23 protein-coding genes are annotated in these 24,191 nt (G+C 41.1%); 19 read left to right on the top strand and 4 right to left on the bottom strand.

What is annotated here, in order from left to right; genetic code table 11:
- Positions 1 to 88 precede the first annotated feature (88 nt).
- Genes MKY14_RS07130 through MKY14_RS07120 form a run of 3 tightly spaced genes read left to right on the top strand, consistent with a single transcriptional unit; the run spans position 89 to position 4,083 of the window.
- A complete protein-coding gene (locus MKY14_RS07130) occupies positions 89 to 1,759 on the top strand; it encodes a spore germination protein (protein WP_076126801.1) in 1,671 nt (556 codons plus the stop codon).
- 37 nt (positions 1,760 to 1,796) lie between these two features.
- A complete protein-coding gene (locus MKY14_RS07125) occupies positions 1,797 to 2,900 on the top strand; it encodes a GerAB/ArcD/ProY family transporter (RefSeq protein ID WP_339243627.1) in 1,104 nt (367 codons plus the stop codon).
- Positions 2,893 to 4,083: a Ger(x)C family spore germination protein gene (locus MKY14_RS07120; RefSeq protein WP_340976104.1), complete on the top strand. Its 1,191-nt coding sequence runs from the start codon at positions 2,893 to 2,895 to the stop codon at positions 4,081 to 4,083. The genes MKY14_RS07125 and MKY14_RS07120 overlap by 8 nt, the downstream gene beginning before the upstream one ends.
- A gap of 76 nt (positions 4,084 to 4,159) precedes the next feature.
- Here the strand turns inward: MKY14_RS07120 and MKY14_RS07115 are convergent, their stop codons facing one another.
- Together MKY14_RS07115 and MKY14_RS07110 are read right to left on the bottom strand one after the other, a co-directional pair.
- The gene (locus MKY14_RS07115; protein ID WP_076218054.1) at positions 4,160 to 4,468 is read right to left on the bottom strand and encodes a DUF4190 domain-containing protein; all 309 of its coding nucleotides are present in this window, start codon (positions 4,466 to 4,468) and stop codon (positions 4,160 to 4,162) included.
- Between the two features lie 24 nt (positions 4,469 to 4,492).
- On the bottom strand, positions 4,493 to 5,272 hold the full coding sequence (locus MKY14_RS07110) for a GNAT family N-acetyltransferase (protein ID WP_076126639.1): 780 nt from the start codon (positions 5,270 to 5,272) through the stop codon (positions 4,493 to 4,495).
- A 188-nt stretch (positions 5,273 to 5,460) separates the two neighbouring features.
- On the opposite strand from MKY14_RS07110, the gene MKY14_RS07105 reads away from it, so the two are divergent.
- Both MKY14_RS07105 and MKY14_RS07100 read left to right on the top strand, forming a co-directional pair.
- Positions 5,461 to 6,681: an MFS transporter gene (locus tag MKY14_RS07105; RefSeq protein WP_076126637.1), complete on the top strand. Its 1,221-nt coding sequence runs from the start codon at positions 5,461 to 5,463 to the stop codon at positions 6,679 to 6,681.
- A 39-nt stretch (positions 6,682 to 6,720) separates the two neighbouring features.
- On the top strand, positions 6,721 to 7,251 hold the full coding sequence (locus MKY14_RS07100; protein WP_282579831.1) for a GrpB family protein: 531 nt from the start codon (positions 6,721 to 6,723) through the stop codon (positions 7,249 to 7,251).
- Between the two features lie 10 nt (positions 7,252 to 7,261).
- Here the strand turns inward: MKY14_RS07100 and MKY14_RS07095 are convergent, their stop codons facing one another.
- Positions 7,262 to 8,125, bottom strand: coding sequence for an AraC family transcriptional regulator (locus MKY14_RS07095; protein ID WP_340976102.1), 864 nt, complete (start codon positions 8,123 to 8,125; stop codon positions 7,262 to 7,264).
- A gap of 257 nt (positions 8,126 to 8,382) precedes the next feature.
- On the opposite strand from MKY14_RS07095, the gene MKY14_RS07090 reads away from it, so the two are divergent.
- The 12 genes from MKY14_RS07090 (at position 8,383) to MKY14_RS07040 (ending at position 19,069) form a co-directional block, all read left to right on the top strand.
- Positions 8,383 to 9,681 carry an alpha-glucosidase/alpha-galactosidase gene (locus tag MKY14_RS07090; RefSeq protein WP_076132990.1) on the top strand — a complete coding sequence of 433 codons (1,299 nt, stop codon included), beginning with the start codon at positions 8,383 to 8,385 and terminating at the stop codon, positions 9,679 to 9,681.
- Positions 9,682 to 9,861: 180 nt separating this feature from the next.
- Positions 9,862 to 10,539 (top strand): M99 family carboxypeptidase catalytic domain-containing protein, encoded by a 678-nt coding sequence (locus MKY14_RS07085; RefSeq protein WP_076280406.1) that lies wholly within the window; start codon positions 9,862 to 9,864, stop codon positions 10,537 to 10,539.
- 156 nt (positions 10,540 to 10,695) lie between these two features.
- A complete protein-coding gene (locus MKY14_RS07080) occupies positions 10,696 to 11,076 on the top strand; it encodes a GntR family transcriptional regulator (protein ID WP_076126630.1) in 381 nt (126 codons plus the stop codon).
- A complete protein-coding gene (locus tag MKY14_RS07075) occupies positions 11,073 to 11,942 on the top strand; it encodes an ABC transporter ATP-binding protein (protein WP_340976101.1) in 870 nt (289 codons plus the stop codon). The genes MKY14_RS07080 and MKY14_RS07075 overlap by 4 nt, the downstream gene beginning before the upstream one ends.
- The gene (locus tag MKY14_RS30785; RefSeq protein WP_076280407.1) at positions 11,935 to 12,570 is read left to right on the top strand and encodes an ABC-2 transporter permease; all 636 of its coding nucleotides are present in this window, start codon (positions 11,935 to 11,937) and stop codon (positions 12,568 to 12,570) included. Before MKY14_RS07075 ends, MKY14_RS30785 begins: the two co-directional genes overlap by 8 nt.
- Before the next feature lie 17 nt (positions 12,571 to 12,587).
- Positions 12,588 to 13,226, top strand: coding sequence for an ABC-2 transporter permease (locus MKY14_RS07070; RefSeq protein ID WP_076184854.1), 639 nt, complete (start codon positions 12,588 to 12,590; stop codon positions 13,224 to 13,226).
- A gap of 81 nt (positions 13,227 to 13,307) precedes the next feature.
- Positions 13,308 to 14,402 (top strand): HAMP domain-containing sensor histidine kinase, encoded by a 1,095-nt coding sequence (locus tag MKY14_RS07065; protein ID WP_036676951.1) that lies wholly within the window; start codon positions 13,308 to 13,310, stop codon positions 14,400 to 14,402.
- A gap of 188 nt (positions 14,403 to 14,590) precedes the next feature.
- Positions 14,591 to 15,007, top strand: coding sequence for a MarR family winged helix-turn-helix transcriptional regulator (locus MKY14_RS07060; protein WP_254848917.1), 417 nt, complete (start codon positions 14,591 to 14,593; stop codon positions 15,005 to 15,007).
- A 62-nt stretch (positions 15,008 to 15,069) separates the two neighbouring features.
- Positions 15,070 to 15,282 carry a DUF896 domain-containing protein gene (locus tag MKY14_RS07055; protein WP_036676956.1) on the top strand — a complete coding sequence of 71 codons (213 nt, stop codon included), beginning with the start codon at positions 15,070 to 15,072 and terminating at the stop codon, positions 15,280 to 15,282.
- Between the two features lie 279 nt (positions 15,283 to 15,561).
- Entirely contained in the window at positions 15,562 to 16,500 is a 939-nt protein-coding gene (locus MKY14_RS07050) for an alpha/beta fold hydrolase (protein WP_340976100.1), read from the top strand.
- A gap of 147 nt (positions 16,501 to 16,647) precedes the next feature.
- Entirely contained in the window at positions 16,648 to 18,525 is a 1,878-nt protein-coding gene (asnB, locus tag MKY14_RS07045) for an asparagine synthase (glutamine-hydrolyzing) (RefSeq protein WP_340976097.1), read from the top strand.
- Between the two features lie 16 nt (positions 18,526 to 18,541).
- A complete protein-coding gene (locus MKY14_RS07040; protein ID WP_340976094.1) occupies positions 18,542 to 19,069 on the top strand; it encodes a putative immunity protein in 528 nt (175 codons plus the stop codon).
- A gap of 2,298 nt (positions 19,070 to 21,367) precedes the next feature.
- Here the strand turns inward: MKY14_RS07040 and MKY14_RS07035 are convergent.
- Entirely contained in the window at positions 21,368 to 22,036 is a 669-nt protein-coding gene (locus tag MKY14_RS07035; protein ID WP_340977027.1) for an SDR family NAD(P)-dependent oxidoreductase, read from the bottom strand.
- Between the two features lie 495 nt (positions 22,037 to 22,531).
- Between MKY14_RS07035 and MKY14_RS07030 the strand changes: the two genes are divergently transcribed.
- A complete protein-coding gene (locus tag MKY14_RS07030; RefSeq protein ID WP_076302996.1) occupies positions 22,532 to 23,290 on the top strand; it encodes an SDR family oxidoreductase in 759 nt (252 codons plus the stop codon).
- Between the two features lie 139 nt (positions 23,291 to 23,429).
- Complete coding sequence (locus MKY14_RS07025) at positions 23,430 to 24,047, top strand: TetR/AcrR family transcriptional regulator (RefSeq protein ID WP_076302995.1); 618 nt, start codon at positions 23,430 to 23,432, stop codon at positions 24,045 to 24,047.
- Positions 24,048 to 24,191 lie beyond the last annotated feature (144 nt).

Here is a 24,191-nt window from a genome sequence, read left to right as displayed (position 1 = left end):
ATATGAACTTTCCTTAAGTTTCAAATGTTGCATAAGAATAGGGTGGAAGGAGAATAGTACTAACAGATTCCTATAGAGGATGATTGCGATGTGGCCTAAAATAGTCTCTTATATTCCGGACTGGACAATTTTTATGCAGGCGGCGATTACGCTGCTCTTTCCCGTTGGGATTTTTTATCTTTACAGGCATTTGTATTTTTATGTTGGAAGCGGACGCTCCAAGGAAACAGAGGCCAAATCACAGGATGCGGAACTGAAGAAGAATGACAATCGGGAAGTAAATCCGCAGCCTCCTGTGTCTACTGCTTTTACCCAGGACTATGATGCCGATCTGACAGCGATAAAAACGGCATTGGGGGAGAACAGTGATGTACATTTTCGTGAATTCTCAGTTAAAGGTATACAGGCACGTGCCGCATTGGTCTATGTAGAGGGGATGCAGCACGAGGAGCTAATCAATCAGCAGGTGCTGCAGAATCTGATGTATGCCGGCGAAACGCAGGCTTCAGAAGGAATATACAACTACTTGAAACAGAATATGCTCCCCTTAGCTCAGCTTAGTGAAGCCAAGGATTTAGACCAACTGCAGGAGTTTGTCCTATTCGGATACACTGCGCTGATTGTCGAAGGCATGCGTGAGATGTTGCTGGTGGGTTCTCCGCATGGATCCGTGCGTGCGATTACTGAGCCAACCTCGGAGGCTTTACTGCGTGGGCCTCGGATTGGCTTTACCGAGGTGCTTAGTGAGAATACCTCTATGCTGCGGCGCCAAGGGCTTAATAAGAATCTGGAAATGAAAATGGTTGAAGTAGGCAGCGAAATCAAGAAGAACCTGGTTATCGCTTATATGAAAAACATTGTAAATCCTGATCTGCTCCAGGAAGTGAAGGAACGTATCTCCAAAATTGATATGGACTTTATTCTGGAATCCGGCTATGTGGAACAGTTGATCGAGGATGATTATTTAAGCCCGTTTCAGCAGACACAGAATACGGAAAGACCCGATCGGGTAATTGCATCCTTGTTAGAGGGAAGAGTCGCGATTTTGCTGGATGGCACACCGTTTGCACTCGTTGTTCCAGTGACGTTCAGTATGCTTTTGCAGTCTCCTGAGGATTATTATGAGCGCTGGATTCCGGGTACACTTTTGCGGATACTCCGGTTTTGCGCATCATTTCTGGCTCTGTTGGCTCCGGCGCTGTATATTTCCTTTATCTCTTTTCATCCGGGACTGATTCCTACACAACTGGCGATCTCCATTATCGAAACACGCCAAGGTGTACCCTTTCCTGCATTAATTGAAGTGTTGATTCTGGAAATTTCCATTGAAATCTTGCGTGAAGCTGGAATTCGGCTGCCGAAGCCCATAGGTCCGGCAATGGGGATTGTCGGAGGTCTAATCATTGGAGATGCCGCGGTACAGGCTGGTATTGTAAGTCCCTTTTTGGTAATTGTTGTAGCTGTGACAGCGATCTCTTCGTTTTCCATACCGATGTACAGTGCGGGGATTACTCTCCGGATCTTACGATTCGCAGGCATGTTATTTGCGGCGGTCCTGGGCATGTTCGGAACCATCCTTTTCTTCCTGCTTATTTGCAGCCATCTGACTCGGCTTTCAAGCTTTGGAGTTCCTTACGTCACCCCTATTTCCCCTTTCCGCTTAAGTGACTGGAAGGATTTGTTCGTTCGTGCACCGTTATCGATCATGAAGCGAAGACCGGAGATGCTGAAGACCCAGAAGAAAAAGCGCAGGTCCTAGAGAATGTATTCTTAGCAGGAGCAGAGGGGAGACCACAGTGTTTAAACGAACTGATGATAAGATCACAACCTCGCAGGCTTCCATAATCTTGACCAATTCAATGCTAGGTGCGGGAATTTTGACTTTGCCCAGAAATGTTGTTAAGGCTGTGCAGACTCCCGATGCCTGGATTTCAGTAGTGCTGGGAGGTATCATCGTATCTTTGGTGATATTGGTTATGGTGAAGCTTAGCCAGCAATTTCCAGGGAAGACTGTCTTTCAGTATTCCAAAAGAATTGTTGGGAATCTTCCAGGCAGTGTAATGAGTACAATATTGATTCTGTACTTTATTGTGATAGCGGGTTTCGAAATCCGCGTTTTGGCGGAAGTAACGTTGTTTTTTCTTCTGGAAGGGACACCGATCTGGGCGATTGTGATGCCGTTCATCTGGGTGGGCACTTATCTGGTTTATGGCGGGATTAATTCCATGGCCCGCGTGTTTCAGATTGTATTTCCGATCAGTATTTTTATCCTGATTATTTGTTATATCTTAAGTACCAGAATATTTGATATCCAGCATTTGCGTCCTTTTCTGAGTGAAGGCATGATGCCGGTGATCCGAGGCATGAAGTCGAGCATCCTGATTTTTACCGGTTGTGAGGTTGTGATGACAATGACTGCCTTTATGGAGCATCCGCAGCAAGCGGTCAAGGGAATGTTGGTTGGTTTAAGTATACCATTTGTATTATATTTGGTTACTGTTGTGATGGTTATCGGCGGCCTATCTATCAATTCTGTAATCACAAGCACCTGGCCTACGATAGATTTGGTACGGAGTTTTGAAATATCAGGGTTCTTTTTTGAACGATTTGAATTTCCGTTGCTCGTCATTTGGCTGATGCAGATGTTCTGTAATTTTTGCAGCTTTTTCTTTAATGCATCACTTGGCATCTCCCAGGTATTCCACCTAAAGATCCATCCGGTTATGTTCGCTTTAATGCCCATCATCTTCATCTGTACGATGATCCCTCAACGCATTAATGATGTCTTCAGTCTTGGCGATGCGATTGGCTATATGGGTTTGCTGATCTTTATATTGCTGCCACTGTTATTGTCGATTGTATTAATCATTAGGAAGAAAGGACTCAAGCAGAATGTTTAGACTGCGGGATATTCGCTTACTGTTGGTATTCGTGATTCTGCTTACGCAGTCTGGCTGCTGGAGCAGTAAGGAGATTGAAGACTTGAGTGTTTATACGGGATTGGCGCTTGACAAGGGGGAGCCGAAAGGAGTCGAACGGGAATTCGAGGAACTTGGAGGAAGCTATTCAAAGAAAAATAAATTGACGGCTACGGTACAAATTGTGCCTGAAAAAATACTCGGAAACTCTGGCAAAGATGGCGCAACACCACAAACTCATTATCACAATATTTCTGAGACAGGGGATTCTCTGCTTGAGATATTCCGCCAAATCTCAATACGTAAGAACCGTCCGATTATAGGTCATCACCTCAAGGTTGTTGTCATATCTGAGAAACTGGTGCAACAGGAGAAGATCAGACGGCTAATGGACTTTTTACTGCGAGATAATGATATCCGCCCTAGCTGTCTTATATTTCTTAGCCAAGGGCCTGCATCCGACACACTTAAAACAACCTCGGAGGAGATTCCTTCTTTTCGTCTTGCAGACATGATTCATAACCACTTCAGAACCAGTAAAGTTATGAAGGGCATAACGTTGTCTAATCTAGATGCACTTATGTACTCCAGGCAAAGCTTTGTTTTACAGAACGTTGTGGAGGCACAAGGTGAGGTGGAATTTTCCGGAGCAGGTATTATCAAGGGAGACACAGGACAGTGGATTGGCAATATTGATCAACAGGATGTGGAGAGTATAGCCTGGATCAAAGGGGACATAAAAGGTGGGAGCATTAAAGCCTATAATCAGTTGAATGAAGCGATTACTTATGAAATTAAATCAGTTAAGAGCAAGATTACGCTGAAGGAGACTGCGGATGAGAAGTTCTCTATTCATGTAACCATTGAGTCTGATGGACGTCTTATTGAGAATTGGGATGATAATGAGCATTCCGCGGAAGTTGCCTATTTCAAAGAATTGGAGAAGATATTCGAGGAGAGATTAACCGAAAAAATCAATGCTCTTATTCACAAAATGCATTCCACCTATAAAGTAGATGTGGCAGGGTTCGGAAATTGGTTTAGCATAGAAAAACCGCAGGTTTGGAAAAAGATCAAGGATCATTGGGACGAGGAATTTATTCGGATGCCGTTGACCTTTGATGTTAAGCTTAAAATCACCGATTTTGGTTCCACGACTGAATGAAGGGTTCACTTGATAGCGTGTTAACTCGAAAAAGGATCTCAGCAGCCGATGATGGCTATTGAGATCCTTTTCGTGGTTAGTAAGTAGAAGCTGCAAAAACAAACACAACGACGAATAATATAATAATTGCGTACATCAGCGTGCCCACAATTCCACATACCAGGCCTGCAATCGCTAGGCCTTTGCCTTGTTCATAACGATTACGGATTTCCTTCAGCGATAAGGCGGATAGAATAATCGCAATAATTCCTAACAGAAAACCAATATAAGGCACAACAATAGAGAGGATTCCCAAGACAAAACCAGCGATTGATTTACCATTCGTCGGTGCCGGAGGGGGTGGAGGCTGATAATAGTTCAAATTGTCGTTTGTTGGATAGCTCATTAAAATCACCTCCAATAGAAATTGTTATTGAATGTAGTTAATCCAGTGCTCTAGCTGCACACAAGGGACAAGCCCAATAGATTCAGCTAGACGAATGGACGCTTGATTTCTTTCAAGGACGTGATAGCGTGGAATAAAGCCTCGTTCTAACGTTTCTTGTATGGCTGTGCGAACTACCATTTTCGCGTATCCGTATCTTTGAAATGCTTCTAAAGTATGAACAGCGCCGATTTCCCAAATCTGCTCTTCATTTCGGAACGCTAGGCAGGTACTAACCGGATTGTCGCCCTGAAAGATTGAAACGGAAAACGCTCCTTTTTGGAAATATTCCTCAATTTCTTCCTTATTGTAATGGTTAGCAGCCCAAAGTGGAAGTAGTCTGTCGTCAAATGAATGATTGATTGACACCTCTTTGTCCTTACTATACCTTAACCCCTCAGTTGTGCTGTAAGAGAAAAACCCCCGAGTTTTTTCTAAAGAAAAATGCGCAGACAGTGCCTCTTGGTACTTCACATCCTGTAGTTTAAACACAAGCTTCGCCTGTGCTGGGAGCAGTGGTAGTAAAGCTGGAAATATATCGGGGCAGCTGTAATCCAAAAATACGATGTAATCCGCTTGAGGATATACCCTATGATCATATGCGTATGCTGTGGCTGGAAGAAGTAATACAATACCCCACTGATCACCATGCTCAACTAGATGTGTTTCCATGACTTCGTGGAAGGAGTTTAACATTTTTAACAAGCTTACATTCTTTAAGGGATTCGTTTGTAATTTGTTTATGATTCGTTCGTTCTGGTGCACGTCCATCCACTCCTTGCTCAGATTTATATATTTTACTATAAATTGTACTTATGCAGATATTTATATTTTTTCCTTTACTAATCATTAATCTATTGAAGAAGGAAGGTTGACATTGGCTGTTATAATATATTAGGGAAAATAAAGCTCGCTGTTTGAAGCAGCATACGTGAACGGAGGCACATAATTTCATGACACAATCTATCACAGGCGCTGCTGTTCGTGTAGGAGAAGGTCTATCTAAGCAATTCATCCTTATTCTAGCTATTGCATCAGGACTAAGCGTGGCAAATATGTATTATAATCAGCCGCTCCTAGCTGAGATAGGACGCACATTTAATGCTTCCTCTAACGCAGTGGGATATGTATCGATGCTTACTCAAATCGGCTACGCGCTGGGAATGTTATTTTTTGTTCCACTAGGTGACATTCGTGAACGCAGAACACTGATATCAGGACTTCTTATTGCTGTATCACTGTCACTAATTGGTTTCGCTACCGCACAAAACCTCACTTGGATGTATATCGCCAGCTTTGCTATCGGCATAACTACGGTGGTGCCGCAGGTCATCATTCCTCTCTCGGCTGAGTTAGCTTTACCGGAGGAGCGGGGGAAGGTTATAGGCACTGTAATGAGCGGATTGTTTTTTGGTATTTTGCTAGCAAGAACAATATCCGGAATTATAGGGGATATGTTCGGCTGGAGAGCGATGTACTGGATTGCCGCAGTAGTCATGTTATTGTTATCCCTTATTCTTTATCGGCTAATCCCGGCAACGAAACCAGACAATAATTCCTCGTACTCAGATCTGCTGAAATCAATGGGACAACTGATTCGCAGATATTCGACGCTTCGTGAGTCATCTTTAATTGGGGCTTGCATGTTTGGCGGCTTTAGTGTGTTCTGGACTTCTCTAGCTTTCTTTCTGGAAGGAGAACCTTATCACTACAGTAGCTCTATTACAGGATTGTTTGGTCTTATTGGTGTAGCAGGTGCTGCTGGTGCTCCATTTATCGGGAGGTTAGCAGACAGAATTGCTCCTAAAAAGATTGTAGGAATCCTACTATTAATTACATTAATTGCTTACGGATTTTTTGGTTTAGCCGGATTTACGATCTGGAGTTTGATTGCTGGAGTTATTATTCTGGATCTTGGGGTACAGGGGTCACAGGTCAGTAACCAAACACGGATATATGCACTTGAACCAGCGGCTCGCAGTCGTATTAATACTGTTTTTATGGTCAGCACTTTTACAGGTGGAGCGATTGGATCCACGCTGGGAAGTTTTGCATGGCAGCATTGGGGCTGGAGTGGTGTCTGCTTAATGGGGGGAACGCTAGTTGTAGCCGCTTTATGCATATGGATCGTCTATAGAGTGATCGAGAAAGAGGATATACCAGAGACTAGCTAGAAACGTATTACAGTACCTTTTATTATACCCGGGAGGTGTTTGATCATCGCTGAGAAGACGAAAGTTATAGAGGTTGTCCCGTATAACCCAGAGTGGAAGGCAGAATTCAATAGATTAAAAGAACAGCTCTTATCTTATGTCGGAGATCTTATTATTTCTATCGAGCATGTGGGCAGTACTTCGATTGAAGGGCTAGCTGCTAAACCTATCATCGACCTTGATCTTGTGATGGACAGCTACGATGTACTCCCACAAATCATAGAACGTTTACAACAGCATGGATATGAACACCAAGGGAACTTGGGAATAGAGGGAAGAGAAGCGTTTCAAAGACTTCAGGAAGATGGATTTATGAAATATCATCTGTATGTATGTCCTAAGGATGGAAAAGGCTACTTGGAGCATATCGCTTTCAGAGACTATCTGCGATCGAATACAGCAGCGCGTCAAGCGTATGCAGAGGTCAAACAACGCTTGGCAGAACAACATCGTTATGACATTGATGCTTATTGTGAAGGAAAGACAACGTTTGTTAGCTCAATTTTATCTAAAGCCATGAAAGAAACGTAAGATACATCAATCACTTGCCCGTTCGAAGATGATTTCGAAATTCACTGGGAGACATGCCGCTCCACTTACGGAACTGCTTGGAGAAGTATAACGCGTCATTGAAACCGACCGAGGAAGAGATCTGGTCGATGGTCAGCGTGCCTCCTAGCAGTTTTTGTGCCTTATCCATACGAACCTTTAATAAATATTGTTTGGGAGACATGCCGATCTTTTGTTTAAAGACTTTAGAGAGGTGCGCCCTATGATAGCCTAGAGACGATGCCATATGGTCGATACTGATCTGTTGATGAAACTGTAGAGAAATCCAACGGATCGCTTGATCGATCTGACGGTCGATAACATCCGGTAATTCTATCGATTGAGAGGGAAGCGAACTTATGTTCGCAACACCGAATTTGTGCACTAGCAGCCGCAGCCAACCCGAAGCTTCTAAGCTCTCCAGTCGAGGATAAGCAGATTGCTGAAAGGATAAACGAATATGTTCATATACTTTATGTATCTCTATTAGGTTATCTAAGTGGATTATTGGCTTGTCCCTTGTAATTCCCACTTCGTGTAGTAGCTGTTCAACCGCTTCCCCTTGTAAGGCCACCCATACATATGTCCACGGACGATCCATGTCTGCCTGATAGCTAAATAACGCCCCCGGAAAAATAACAAAGGTATCCCCCTTACTACATCCCTGTGAATTACTGCCACTTTGAAAAACTCCTTCCCCATCAATTACTGTATGAATGAGATAGTAATCATGAACAGAGGGGCCCATTTTATGGCCAGGAACGGGTTTGCCTTCTCCGCTGAATAATACAGATAGGTCATGATCATCGGGAGCCAGATTAAACCCTGCTGTAAAATGATAATGCTCTAAAGCCATTTACTTAGAACCTCCCCAAGATTGCTTTTATAATACATTTAGATTATAGGATTGAATATACAAATGCAACAAACGTCCATATATCTCTTGTATTTCTCCATACTCATTGGGACCGCTCTCATTTATAGTGATTAGTGAAGAGAGCAGACGGTTATGATCTGACATCCTAGTGTTTATAAGGGAATTATAGTTTACTCTATTCCATAAAACTGCGATGTTAATACCGTTTACCTCACCTATAAGGAGGAATATTTCACATGTCTAAAATTACATTTATCGGAGCGGGTAGCACTGTATTTGCCAAAAACGTGTTGGGAGATTGTATGAGAACGCCAGCCCTGCAAGGGTTTGAACTTGCCCTGTATGATATTGATCTACAACGCCTGAAAGATTCCGAGAATATGCTAAATAATATAAAAGAGAGCAGCGGCAGCACTTGTGTTGTGAAATCCTATACGGATCGTAAAGAAGCTTTGCGTGGAGCTAAATATGTCATTAATGCAATCCAAGTGGGAGGTTACGATCCTTGCACCATCACAGATTTTGAAATTCCGAAGAAATATGGCTTGCGGCAAACGATTGCGGACACAGTTGGCATAGGTGGGATTTTCCGTAACCTGCGTACTATTCCAGTGATGCTGGACTTTGCTGCGGATGTACGGGAGGTTTGTCCGGACGCACTCTTTATGAACTATACGAATCCTATGGCAGTTCTGACCAATGTGATGAATACCTATGGCGGTGTAAAGACGGTGGGATTATGTCATAGTGTGCAGCATTGTATTCCGGGCTTGTTCGAGCATCTGGGTATGGATCAGACAGGTGTTCAGGCTAAGATCGCTGGGATTAACCATATGGCTTGGTTATTGGAGGTTACTAAAGACGGCGAGGATTTGTATCCGGAAATTAAACGCCGTGCCGCTGAGAAGCAACAAGAACATCACGGAGACATGGTCCGTTATGAAATGATGCTTAAATTCGGTTACTACATTACGGAATCTTCGGAACATAACGCAGAGTATCATCCTTATTTTATCAAACGTAATTACCCTGAGCTTATCGAACGGTTTCAAATTCCACTCGACGAGTATCCACGCCGCTGTGTAGATCAAATTGAACGTTGGCAACAAATGCGTGAAGAATTGGTTAATAACAAAGAACTTAAACATGAACGTTCGCATGAATATGCGTCTTATATTATGGAAGCTATCGAAACTAATGTGCCTTTCAAAATAGGTGGCAATGTTATGAATACAGGTCTCATCACCAATCTGCCAAAAGAAGCATGTGTAGAGGTCCCTTGTTTAGTAGATAGAAGCGGAGTAACTCCGACCTACGTGGGAGATCTGCCTCCACAGTGCGCCGCACTGAATCGTACAAACATTAATACACAGTTGTTAACGATCGAAGCAGCGATTACCCATAAGAAAGAGCATATCTATCACGCCGCAATGCTTGATCCACATACAGCAGCTGAATTGTCGATGGATGACATTACAAATATGTGCGACGAGCTGATCACAGCCCATGGAGACTGGCTCCCGGCGTATAAATAAATTAACTAGTTAGGACTAAGGAAGCCTGAGAAATCAGGCTTTTTTTGATTGTATTTCTACGAAAAACGAATGCTATCTTTAAAAAAGACCACGTCGTTTCTTCTTGCTTATCTGTCTAGGACAACTGGGGGACATCGGAATACACATATATGGATTATCTAAATGTGGAGGTGATCCTTTATGATCGTTGAAAGCTATACCTTAGCATCGTCCACAGCTTATGCTACTCCTTATTATGTGATTAGAGGTGAGCTTCCTGGTCCTGTCTTTATGGTGGTGTCGGGGATACATGGGAATGAGACAGGAAGTATTCGTGCCGCACAGATCATTGTAGAACGTTTTAACCAGAGAAGGTTGTATATACACCGGGGCACGATCATTGTAGTACCTCTAATGAATCAAAAAGCTTACCGCAAACGGATCAGAGGTGTACCCGATTTAAACCGCACCTTTCCACGTTCTAGCAAAACAGCGGCAAAACATCCATTAGCTTCAGCTTTGCTACAGCTAGTACTAAGATATCGTCCCACCTGGTTTCTGGATCTTCATGAAGCAAATGGGTTGTCACAAAAAAATCCGAAGCGACTTGGCCAGTCGATCATCGTCACTCCGGGAAGCCGAGGAACAGGTACAGCAAAACGTGTCATCAAAGGCATTAATCGAACGATTCCCAAAACCGCTTATCATTTTAATATCCGTTTACGGGAGCGCCCCGGCTCCTCAAGGGCAGCCGTTACCCGTATATTAGGGGCTAAAGCATTTACTGTGGAAACCTGCTGGAGCCTTGATCGTGAGCTACGGATTCGCTATCAGATAGATATTGTTAGCCGTTTTTTAAAAAGTGCGGGATTATTGTGATAGAGAAAATATCTGATAACTGTGTAAGCTGGTTCTTAGATCCTAGGAATCAGCTTTTTCGCCGATACTAGAAAGTTAATTGACAACAATGGGTATAGTGTATATATTACATATATACATTGATAACACATAAACTAGGAGTGAGGGCACGATTCCATGAACATATTGATATCCAACACTTCCGGTGAACCCATCTATGCACAGATTGTCAGCCAGATCCGCCAGATGATTCTGCAAGGAGAGTTAGTGTCTGGCACCCCATTACCTTCTATCCGGCTATTAGCCAAAGAGCTGCAGATTAGCGTAATTACAACGAAACGAGCCTATGAAGAACTGGAGAGAGAAGGGCTTATCAATTCAATTGTGGGGAAAGGTTCCTTTGTTTCTGGTGCAGATCAGGAGTTTATTCGGGAACAACGGCTACGGATTATGGAGAACAAAATGAAGGAGATTATCGACGAGAGTAAAATGCTGGGGATTAATTTTGCTGAGTTTAGTGAGATGTTGAAATTGCTTTATGAGGAGGAGACAGAATGAAAGAAGTCATTCAATTGGACCAAATATCTAAAAAATATGGCCATTTTAGCCTATGCGAACTTACGTTCGGTATTAAAGAAGGGTATATCACGGGGCTAATTGGACCGAATGGGGCAGGGAAAACAACATTAATAAAAATGATGATGGGGATGGTGTTTCCTGATCATGGCAGCGTCAAGATTTTTGACCAGGAGATGTCTATCCATGAAGCAGAGAATAAGGATCGGATTGGCTATGTCTCCGATGAAAATTACTTTTACGATCAATTAACCATCGATCAGATGAGTAAGATTATTGCTCCTTTTTATAGTCGTTGGGATCAAGAAACGTATAGGAAATACATAGAGATGTTCAAGCTTTCCCCGCGGAAAAAGATTAAGGAGCTCTCCAAAGGAATGAAAATGAAGTATTCGCTCGCCATTGCCTTATCACATGGTGCAGATCTGCTCATTATGGATGAACCTACTGCAGGACTTGATCCTATATTCCGAAGAGAGTTGCTTGATTTGCTTAGTGAGCATATCCAGGATGAGAAGAAGTCTATTCTTTTTTCAACGCATAATACGACTGATTTGGACCGGATCGCGGACTATATTGTTTTTGTGAACGAAGGGCACCTAGTATTTAATGAAATGAAAGAATCTCTAGCCAACAAATACATGCTGGTAAAAGGCAATAAAGAGTTGCTTGATCCGGATGTACGAAAATGGTTCATCGGGCTTAGAGAGACGGAAGTTGGTTTCGAGGGTCTTCTGAACAATCGCTCTGAGGGGGAACACTTCTTTAGAGGTCATGCCATATGCGAAACACCTACTCTGGAAGAAATCATGTATTTTACGGTAAAGGGAAACGCTTTGTATGTTTAATCTCTTGTTGCTGATTCGAAAAGACTTTATTCTCCTGCGGAATTTTATCCCTATATTTCTCTTGAGTATCTTGTTCATCGCATATGTTCAACTGGATAACTCCAGCATGTTTGCTACTTTTCAATCTTTACTGTTGCTCGTATACTCCTGTTCTATGGATGCACAGAATAACAACACAAAGTTTGTGATAGGGTTACCAGTAAGACGGCAAGAGATTATCTTGGCTAAATACTTATCACTTATTCCTTATTGTTTCATCGGTTTGGTTTGCTCTTTAGCTTTGTTACTAATTTCCTTTTCATTTGGATATTCCATTAGCCCGTTTTATTGGATAGGGGTATCTTTAACGTTACTTATGATTCCTTTGGCTGCGTCTATTTATCTGCCGATTCATTATTGGCTTGGTTCCAAAAACTATTACTTCAATATCCTTTTTAATGTAGTAATAACGATTACCACCCTGAACACTGGATCTTCACTCTCAAATTCATCCTTTTTCTTAACAATTACCGACATAAAGCTGCAGGATCATCTGTTGTCGATTGGTTTGATAGGGATTGTTTATCTCTCCATATTGTACTGCTCTTATAGGATTTCACTACGATTGTTTAGCAAGGAAGAGTTATAAGCTAAGGAGGACGTAAAGTGTATAAATCATTTTTTTTAATTCAAAAAGACTTCATTCTTCTGCGTAAATTTCTGATGCTGCTAATCCCCTTTTTTATTTTTATAGCTTACTCGAACTATCATAGCTTCAGTTTATTTACGGTAATGCCACCCATGCTGTTATTGATAAGCTCCTGCTCAATGGATACTCAGCAGATGACACAACGGTTTCTCGTTAATCTCCCTGTAAGGAGACAAGAGCTTGTCCGTGCCAAATATTTTTCGATCCTCCCGTATGCGCTTGTTGGGCTGGCAGCCACGTCCTTTACCTATCTCCTGATTATTGTAACAGGTAAAGCCGTAACCCCTCATTTTTGGCAAGAGGTTGGTATTACGTTATCCATATTCCCTCTCCTTGCGATGCTTTATTTACCGATTCATTACTGGTTAGGGGCAAAGGGAGCGCAAGTGGTTAATCTTGTTTTTATGATGATTGTAATGTTTGGACCGAACGTGTTTAGCTTTTTGATCCAGTGGATACCTGATGTGAACAGATGGCTGAGTTTTGGAGTGAAAGGTACAGTCATTCCCTTTATAATCCTAGGGCTGGCTTATGTATTCTTGCTTAGCTGTTCATATATCATTTCTCTGCGGATTTTTGTGCGGAAAGATCTTTGATTCGAAGGATTTGAGATTTTGAATGAATTCATATACCATTGTCACTACAAAGATAAATAGTAGGGGAAGGGTATACAACCAATGCCTAAAATGATCTATAGCTTTCGCACAAAAATGATTATGCTGCTGATGGCCAGTATGCTTGTATCCGGTGGAATTACCTTTTCAATCTATAAAATTCTGCAGAGATATTATCGATCAGAGGTCTTATTAGAAAATCCATTGACTAAAGTTCGCTACTTGATGCGGGATATCGGTGATGTTAATGCGTTTTTGATTATCTTCATTCCTTTGGCCATCTTATTCTTTTTTATATTTACTAAACCATATGCAAATTATTTCAAGGAAATCTCGAAAGGGATCCATCAGCTGGCGTCGGGTGATTTCTCGGAGCGGGTAGATATCCCATCTAAAGATGAATTCGGCCTTATTGGCCATGATATCAATCTGGCTATTGACCATCTTCAGGAAGCTATTGAGCGGGGCGACTTTGCGGAGAGCAGTAAAGATCAACTTGTATTAAATCTGGCACATGATCTGCGTACACCACTTACCTCCGTTATAGGTTATTTGGATTTTATCCTTAAGGACAATGAATTAACGCCAGAACAGACCAGACATTATACAACGATCGCTTATACTAAATCTCAACGTTTGGAAAAATTAATTGATGAGCTATTTGAAATCACAAGAATGAACTATGGTAAGCTTACGCTTGAAAAAACCTCGATCGACCTGAGTGAGCTTCTTTTGCAGTTAAATGAAGAGTTATATCCCGTTTTTGAGAAAAATGGTCTCACTTCCCGCTTGGATGTAACCCAACCTCTGAAGATAGAGGGTGACGGTGAGCTGCTGGCACGTGTATTTGAGAATCTCCTCACCAACGCAGCGCGATATGGAAGCGACGGTCAATTTATTGATATTCATGGTTATTTAGAGGAAAATGAAGTCGTTATTGAGATCATTAACTATGGAGATTGTATTGATCCGGAAGAGCTGCCGCGTATTTTTGATATGTTCTACACCGGGGATCGAGCGCGAACGCATCCCACAGGGAGTACGGGACTGGGCTTATTTATCACTAAAAACATTGTGGAACAACATGCTGGAACAGTTTCTGCACAAAGCAGTGTAGTGCGGACGATGTTTGAAGTGCGGCTTCCACAAAATAATTGAGAACGAAGTCAAGTGTCGACTGAGCAGGAGTAAAACCGAGATCTATGTGATCTTGTGGTTTTACTCCTTTTTTAATGGTTTGGTCAGCAAACAGGATGAATGTTACGGACATTTATTTGAAATTTTTAATAAATCGTGATATTATTAGCTTGCTAAGTAATTTGTAAGGCAGTACGGAGGAAATATCTGTGATAGAAGATGAGATAAGGGAACTACTGGATAGAATATCAGCGGAAATGCGTAGAGATTATGCAGAGCTGCTTAGAGAACTTAATCTTCATGTGGGTCAAGAACAGTTATTATGCCGGTTATGGAGAACAGATGGAATGACACAGATACAGCTAAGTGAACGCTTGAATTGTGAGCCTCCAACCATAACAAATATGGTAAAATCTCTTGAAAATCATGGGTTTGTTGTTCGAAAAAGAGATCCTGAAGATGGCAGAGTTAGCCGAGTGTATCTAACCCCAGCCGGACGTAATCTCTGCGAACCTGTGGAACAGATCTGGAACAAACAGCTGGATAAATTACTAGCCGGAATTATACCTGAAGAGCGTTTATTATTAAGAAGACTTATGAAACAAATGGCCGATAATTTAGCTTGAATCTGAAACTAATCGCCATAACCGTTAGTAAGCTAATTAAAACTAAGAAAAGAGGAACATAGATGATTACAAGTTTGACTCGCATCAATGAATTAGCTAAGAAAGAACGTGAAGTAGGCTTGACACAAGGCGAATGGGTTGAACAGATCGCATTGCGTGAAGACTATCTGCGTGAAATTCGTGGACAAGTTCGTAACAGTCTTTCTGGCGTGACAATTTTAGATCCGGATGGAAACGATGTAACCCCTGAGAAGCTTCGTGCAGCGCGTAAATAATCAATGAACTAAATAAGTGGAAACTACACCTTTAGATAACGTTAGATTAGCCTATGGTTAATCGACGGATATCTAAAGGTGTTTTTTGTTATATAAATCTTAACAGAAGCTTAAGTCGTTATCACTAGGAGCTGGTGAAAGTTAAGAATCAATTAAACTTGCGTTACACAGGATCTAAGACGGGATTGTTAGAATGAAATAGACAAAAGATAAGGGATAACATGAAGGGGTGCAGAAGTTGGAGAAACTAAAAGAAACATCAAGGAAGGAAATGAAAGTATGAAAAAAACTTTATTAATTTTACTTAAAGTAATAGTCGCTATAGTCATACTCCTAGCACTTTTTCTGGTGATCGTTTTTACAGTCAATGTGATCAGCAATAAAGTGGAGAAAGGAAAAATAGAACCCTATGGTCAGCTTGTACCTGTCGACGGGAAAAAGATGAATGTTACCATACAAGGGCAAGGCAAGGAAACAGTCGTGTTACTCCCAGGGTTTGGAACCGCATCACCCGTAATTGATTTCAAACCACTTGTAGATGAACTGACTCCTTTCTATAAAGTTGTAGTAGTTGAGCCGTTTGGTTATGGACTAAGCGATGTCACCACAAAAGAACGAACGGTCGACAATATCGTGAGTGAGCTTCATGAAGCTTTACAAGAATTAAAGATAGATCGTTATATTCTGATGGGACATTCTATAGCGGGAATTTACGGACTGGACTATGTGAACAAATACGAAAACGAAGTTAGTGCATTCGTAGGCATCGACAGCAGCGTACCCACACAAGGGGGCAACGATGAAGAATTTCCATCAGTAACCTATAAGCTGCTTAAAAACTCAGGATTTATGAGATTGCTGGTAAAGCTCAATCCAGCCCAAATCGTTACACCAAGTGATGATGAGGAAACTAAAGAACAAAATAGAATGATTTCACTTAAAAACATGATGAATCCAAATATCATCAGCGAAGCAGAGCATTTTAAAAGTAATTTCAAAGCCACGGAAACATTAAATTTCCCAAAAGATCTTCCTGTTATTTTCTTCCTAGTGAAAGAAAATACGGATGTTCCAGGCTGGGAATCCCTGCATAAAGAACAGATTAAAGACTCCTTACACGGGAAATTGATGTTGCTTGATGGGGAGCATTATTTGCACCATACCCGATCCAAAGATATCGTCGAGAACTTTAGAAGCTTTATGGGAGAGATAAAGTAAGAATGAATGAGAAAAGCCTGGTAATACAGGCTTTTCTTTTTTTGTATTTTCAAATAAGTGAATCCTTTAGAAAAAAATGATAAATTTATCAAAGCAATTATGGGCACTCTATATCCTAATCTTTATTATAGGAAGGACTACCATAGTATGTGCGGAATAGCAGGAATATTAAAATATAATGGACAGCCACCACAGGAAGAAACCTTAAAACAAATGACAGGGGTTATGAATCACCGAGGTCCCAATCATGAGGGAGTATGGCTCGATTCTCACATTGGACTTGGTTTTCGCAGATTGTCTGTAATTGATTTACGTGATGGTAATCAACCGATGACGAATGAAGATCGTACCCTTTGGATTGTTTTTAATGGTGAAATCTATAATTATAAAACACTACGAGATCAGTTAAAGCTAAAAGGACATCACTTTCAGACGCAATCAGATACAGAAGTCATTGTGCATTTATTTGAGGAATACGGCAAGGACTGTGTCCATCATTTACGTGGAATGTTTAGTTTTGCGATTTGGGATCTTAGGGAACAATCTCTTTTTGCTGCTAGAGATCATTTCGGAATCAAACCTTTTTATTATTATAAAGACGAAAATAATCTTTTATTTGCTTCGGAAATTAAAAGCATACTTGCAGTGCAAGGGGTACCCAGAAAGCTTCAATATCAAAGTTTATTCAGCTACTTAACTTTTCAGTATGTCCCGCATCCTGATACGATGTTTGAACACATTCATAAATTAGGACCTGCGGAGCGATTATTTGTTAACTCGGATGGTGAAATGAAGATCGAGAAATATTGGGAACCCCATTTTCAACCGGTAGAACGATCTTTAGCAGACTATGCCGAAGAAATTCAGTGGAAATTGAAAGAGTCTGTAAATCTTCATTTACAAAGTGATGTGGATAGAGGATGTTTTTTATCCAGTGGAATTGACTCCACCGCAATAGCTGCAATGATGAGAGCAGAAGAATCAACAAAAACCTTTTCGATTGGATTTGAAGGGCTGAACAATGAAACAATCATTGCAAATCAAACGGCAGCCAAACTGGGGACAGATCATTATTTTCACATTTTATCGCAAAGAGATTTTTTTGAAAGTATCCCGAAAACGGTCTGGCATCTAGATGAGCCTGTTGCAGACCCTTCCGCTATTGCACTCTATCATCTAAACCAGCTTGCAAAAGAACATGTCACGGTGGTCCTATCAGGGGAAGGCGCTGACGAATTATTCGGAGGGTACAGAATCTATAGAGAGCCAAATGCATTAAGACCGATAACCTGGATGCCTAACTTCATAAAGGATTCGTTACGAAAATCATTATCTGTATATCCCTATCATTTTTATGGCAAAAATTATTTACTTCGGGGTCTGACACCTTTAGAAGAGCGTTTTTTCGGAAATGCTAATATCTTTAACAAAAGCGGTAAAATGAACTTGCTCCACGAATCGGTACACGCTCAGAATAGCTTTTTACATCCCGCGGATATCGTTAAGCCTTTTTATGATAAGACAGCTCACCTAGACCCTACGACAAGAATGCAGTTTATTGATCTGAATTTTTGGTTACCTGGAGACATTTTATCAAAAGCAGATAAGCTGTCCATGGCACATTCATTAGAATTAAGAGTACCGTTTTTAGATAAAGATGTTTTTGAAACGGCTAGTAAAATACCTGTGTCCAATCGGATTGGCCAAAAAACAACAAAACTTGCTTTGCGTAAAGCTATGGAAGGAATCGTTCCGGAAGCTATTGTGAATCGCCCGAAACTAGGATTTCCCGTGCCCATTCGTGATTGGCTCAAAACTCCAATTTCAGATATAATGTTTGAACAAATACGCTATAGTGGCATTGAAGAAATATTCAATATGAATATCATCGAAGAGATGTTTGCCCAGCATCGGAGTAATAAAGGCGACTATTCGCGTAGAATATGGATAATTTACATTTTTTCAGTATGGTACACTCTTTTTATAAAAGAAGACCTGAAGCAGTTAAACAGTGCCGTGTTGTAATGGGGGAGTGGTGTGTTTGGAGATTGAGGAATACGCGTGGAATAAACATGAGCAGCAAATAAGAGAAACTAAAGGATTTACTTACAGTACTCCAAAGATAAAGATTATAGATAACCATGAATTAAGAAATCGACTTGAAGTCATGCTTGAAAAGCTGCCACAGAAGTTTCTGGCCAAATGGGCTTTGAAAGTAGCAGCTGAGCACCTGGATCATCTGGACCAACAGCTTGTAAATGACCCTCGGATTGATTTAGGTATAGAAACGCTAGAAAAGCGTATAACTGGTGAGATTAGAGCCTTTGATTTAAGAAAAGTTGGATTCATAGTCAATGAATTGGCCAAAGAGTCCACAACCGAGGCTAGTAAGTATGCTGCCCGTTCTTTTGCACAAGCCATTGCAACTGGACATATGCGAGGACACGCTATGGTTTGCAGTGACTATGCAGTAAAACTGGTGAATTACATATCAGATCATTCTTCAGTTGCAGAGGCAGCTACTAAAGAACGTGAGAGACAATTAAGGTTAGCTGAAGAGTTACTTTGAAATTGAAGGTTTAAAGATGAACATGTATGAGGATGATTCTAAAAGTTAAATAATGGTAATAAATAACTTTTTATATAATTGAGAGTTATGTAATCTAATGCAAACAATAATGCGTGACTTGATGAGCTTTAAAGCTTAATACTCGTTTTAGATAATACGATTACTAAATAAGAATCAATTGCTTAGGAAAGGGCAGTTATTTTGAACAGTTTTGAACATTGCCAAGATATCAGTTATGGATAGCTAATTAGTAATATTATGGAACTAATTGGTTGCTTCCAATAATTTAATAAACTACTTCCTCACAAAACCCGTATTTTGTACATATGTCACTAAGATGCGTTCTACTTAGATTATACATAGTTCTATATGGATTTGTCTGAGGACAAGAACTTGTACCCATTGACGATTTACGGTGTTCTTCCCTTCATACTAAAAACGCTTCTTTATTATAAATAAAAACCCGTTAATTTTCAAAAGATGAAAAATTAACGGGTTTTAAAAACTTAATCTTTTTACATATTTATCAACTGACTTTTGTAGCTTTAAGTTCTCTGATTTTAAATGGATGACCAATATAATCCTGCGATGCTAAGGGTTCCTTAGATATAGCTCGATTTTCGTTCTGTTATTTTTATAAGATCCCTCCCCTTTCTCGCAGTAAAAAAGCAATTCGGATTAAATACAAATTGCTTTTTCATTGAATACTGTGCTCCGGTACCTGAAGTATGTTGGGGATGACTCGATAATCACCTGTAGAACCTTAATTTGGATGTCATAATCTAGTTGAATCACGAAGCGGGAGCATTCGATATTCAGGTAATGATGAAGAAGCTCCACTTCCTTATCCAATGCAATATAGTCTCACCTTTGTCCAGAGCAAGCCGATAATACCGTGCGGACAATTTGGAGATTCGTTCAGTCTCCTGGACCTTCTCCTTTCGTGCATTCCATGAGATCAGTACCAGCGTTAATATAGAAAATGCTGACGCAAAGGCCCCCATTTCCACTTTACGCTTGAGTTGTTCGGTCTCTCAAGTCGTTTGAATCGGAAGCTATGGCGGGAAAACCAGCATGTACTGAACCAGTTCCGATGAATACCGCAGATCTTCCTATCGTAGAGTAATTGAAAACACTCATTTTCATGGAGCTGCACTCTAACTAGTAAAACGTTGGAGTGCAGCTCCAGTTATATGCAATGCGTCAGAACATCCAGTGCTTTTAGCTGACGAGCTGCGTAATACGAAAATTACATGTCGTAGATTGAGTGAGCACGCTTCTGTTTTATTAGTTACCTATATAATTTGACTCGCTAACTTCATTTTTGACCTGTATATAAAACAAAAAGGCATCAAGATTTGCTGTCCTGATACCTTTGAATTCTCCTGTATGAAATTCCCATTTTCTCCTTCAGATCAAGGCTATCCTTGGTTTCTTTTTATAACCAGAATAGATCTCTAAGAAAATTAAGCAACCGTTCCCCCGCTTTAATACCGAGAAACGGTTGCTGTTTAAAAGGGACTTTTTAAGTTTGTCTTCTTGATTGGGTGTGTATGACCAACTATGCGACTTCTGTTGTTATTGTCGTCCGACATCATTTCTCGTACTACATTTTATATTCAACCTTTTGGCGGTTTATTATAGTCTTTCCTCATGTCACTCATAAGATGTTCCGTATAATAGACAAATTACTTCCTGTCTATTATGGGATGATTTCATTACTTATACGTCAGCTTGTTTTTTTTAATCTTCGAGCTCTTTGATGATTTTCGGATATTTCTTATCCAAATCATTAAAATACAACAGGTGAAGATCGGGGATCTGATGGTAGTTGGGCGGTATATGGATCGGATTCAAGCGATTGAGCCTCTCCGGACAACGCCTGCTGGCACCGTTTTTTGGGATATTCAGATGCTAGGTTTGAGGGGGACCTCGGCGGCAAGAAAAATTCGGACGATCATGCCTCAAGCGCGAATTGTATTTACTACGGCGTATTCGGAGTATACGTTAGAAGCGTTTGAAATTCAATCTATCGACTATAAGCTATATCTGAACGTCAAGTCCGTACGGATGCGAATTTCGGCAAGCACCCTATATTCAGTGCCTCGGGGGAATTTCATATTCATTTGCCGTATACCCAAAGCAGGCAACTATCATGGAAAACGAGCAAGGAGAAGGAGATTAACGCTTTTTTGATCCACTAAATAGGGAAAGCTGTGAATGGCACGCTTTTGATAAAGTCGCTTTGGCCGGGGTTACAAAATTCAAAGTATCGCTTTTAAAGACCTTAGCAATTATTTATTTTTTGATAAATTGCATGATTCCTTTAGGAAAAGTATCCTCTACCTCTGTTCTTTTATCATACAGATTGTACCAAGCCTCAGCCACTTGATCAGGATCAAAACTTGTACCCTGTTTGATTAAAGGACTAATGGATAAATGGCCCACAAATACTCCAAGAGGAAGCAAACGCTCGTGTAAACTAAGAATATAGTTTCGGAGTCCAGACATGGCGATACCCGAATTTCCAAACATCGAGCTTGGACTCATTGCGGAAAGATCGCTTGTGAAAAGAAGTGCTCCTTCACCCCGTTCAATCATTTCTGGAAAGACTTGTCTAGCTGTATTAATAGCTCCGATGACAACATTGTTAAAAAATTGAAGTGCGCTCTCATCAGTCGTTTCCAGAACAGATGTTGTAGTAACATTTCCACTATGCGGGCTAAACTCCAAGACATCGATTGTACCGAACGTATTCTTAATTTCTTGAAAAGCTCTCATAAGTTGCATTTTGTTAGTGATATCGGCAGCAAAACCCTGAGCTTCAATTCCCATCTCACCAAGCTGTTCTGCATATTTGTCCAATTTCTCCTGTGTTCTTGAAACTAGGGCGATACGGAAACCGTTTTTTCCTAAAGTCTTGGCCAGCGAGAATCCCAGACCTGGTCCTGCACCGATAATAACCATTGTTTTCAATGTATACTCACCTTCCATAGAGACATTAATAGTCATGATATAGCCCAACATTGCCAAAAAGAGTTGCATAAGAGTTCAAAACCATATCAACCTTCTTCTATTCTCTGAAACAAAACGATTGGTTTTCGTGACTTCAATCGCAAATGGGAGTCAATTTCCTATAGATACAAATACTCTTCTGTACGATTATTTGTATCTAATTTAGACAGTGGAAGCCCTCCCGGCTTCTCCTACTTGATAACGATCTTCAGACATTGAACCTATTTAGCTGATGTCCCATCAGGACTACTCCTCCCTCATTTGTCAGTGTCCATCTTTCACTTTCTCTAAACGAATAAAAAACTTCTTTAATTCTGTATTCACAGTCTCTTGTGCTCAAAATGATCTTATCACATAAGAAAAAATATATAAAGTTGAGTTACTTGACTTTACATTATTGTTCGCTTATATTTGTCCTTGTAAGTATCTTGCGATGGAGGTTTTAACATGACTAGACTTAATGGTAAACGAGCACTTATTACGGGTGGCACCAGCGGAATTGGCTTGGAGACAGCCAAACAATTTCTGGCTGAAGGTGCTGAATTGATTGTCACCGGAGTAACTCCGGCAAATGTAGAAAAAACGCAAAAGGAACTTGGAAATCAAGTCCTTGTGCTTCAGGCAGATTCCCGAGACCTCAATGCTCAACGTCAACTGGCTGATCGAGTTGAACAACATTTTGGTAAACTGGATATTGCCTTTTTAAACGCAGGCGTATCTGACTGGCGTCCATTCGAGCAAATCGATGAAGAAGCCTTTGACCGCTTGTTTGCCATCAACGTAAAAGCTCCATTTTTCTTAATGCAGGCATTAACTCCAGTGATGGCGAACCCATCCTCTATCGTTTTAATGGGATCGAGCAGTTCTCATGCTGGATATGCACATTCCAATGCTTATGCGGCTACTAAAGGCGCCATTTCCACTCTGACCAAAGCCTGGAATTCCGACTTATTATCGTCTCACGGAATTCGCTTCAATACTGTGAGTCCTGGACCGATTGATACCCCGCTTTACGATAAGAACAAGCTAGGCGTGTCTGACGAAATTCGTGAGATGGTTATTAACCGCATTCGTGACGGGATTCCGGCTGGACGCATGGGTACTGCCGAAGAGATTGCCAAAGCTGTTGTTTATCTGGCTTCGGATGAGTCACGCTTCACCATTGGCGTTGACTTGGTTCTGGATGGCGCTCAAACGATTCTCTAATAGGTTAGCCCTATTGCTGCTTAAGCCCTCCGAGGGTGCTTAGGCAGCTTTTTCTTTTAGAACACGATCAACTGTTGTATAGTAGTGAAGAGGGTGCTATCCCTCTGATAAGACTTAAATCCAACTTTGGAGTGGAATTATGGGAACTAAATCAACTTACCATGAACGTATAAAGGAAGAAAAAAGGGCGTGCGCGATTGCCGCTGCACAAGAACTGTTTTTTGAAAAAGGGTATGCGCGGACTACTTTAGCTCAGATTGCAAAACTTGCTGGTCTCTCTACAGGTACACTTTTCAATCATTTCCCGACGAAGGAATTGATTTTTGAAACCATCGTCAAGCATTTTTGGGAGCTTGATCCCGAATGGGACTTTCCACCGGAGCTCGGCTCTCCCCTGCAAGGATTAATAAAGTTCGGACGAGACTACGCATGCGTGCTGACTCGTGATGGAATGGCTCCTTTATTCCGGGTCGTCATTGCAGAAGCCAAGCAGTTCCCCGAGCTCAGTCTTTTTCATTATGAACTGGGCGAAGGCGCCGTGCATCAGAAATTGACGCAATATTTAGTAGATGAAGTTCAATTGGGTAATATAAATCTGCCGCATGCATCAAAAACGGCCAACGAATTTATGAGTCTCATTTCCGGGCAGGTGCTATGGCCAAAAATGTTGCTGCTTGATTTCAGTATTTCACGAGAGCAGGCTTTTCAAATAGCGGATGAGGCTGCTCATACGATTATAAACAAGTATGCCGATTAAAAAGACGAATACGAGAGATCTCCCAATATGAGACTCCCTCGTATTCGTTTATTTACGTTCTTTGTAGAAATGAAGAACCATCAGGGTTTATTGATTATCACCGTATTTTTAGAGCGACTTTTGCTTCAGAGAACTCACCTCTAT

The organism is Paenibacillus sp. FSL R5-0887 (genome assembly GCF_038002305.1).
Lineage (GTDB): Bacteria > Bacillota > Bacilli > Paenibacillales > Paenibacillaceae > Paenibacillus_AQ > Paenibacillus_AQ odorifer.
This window is presented reverse-complemented; position numbering and strand designations above follow the sequence as displayed.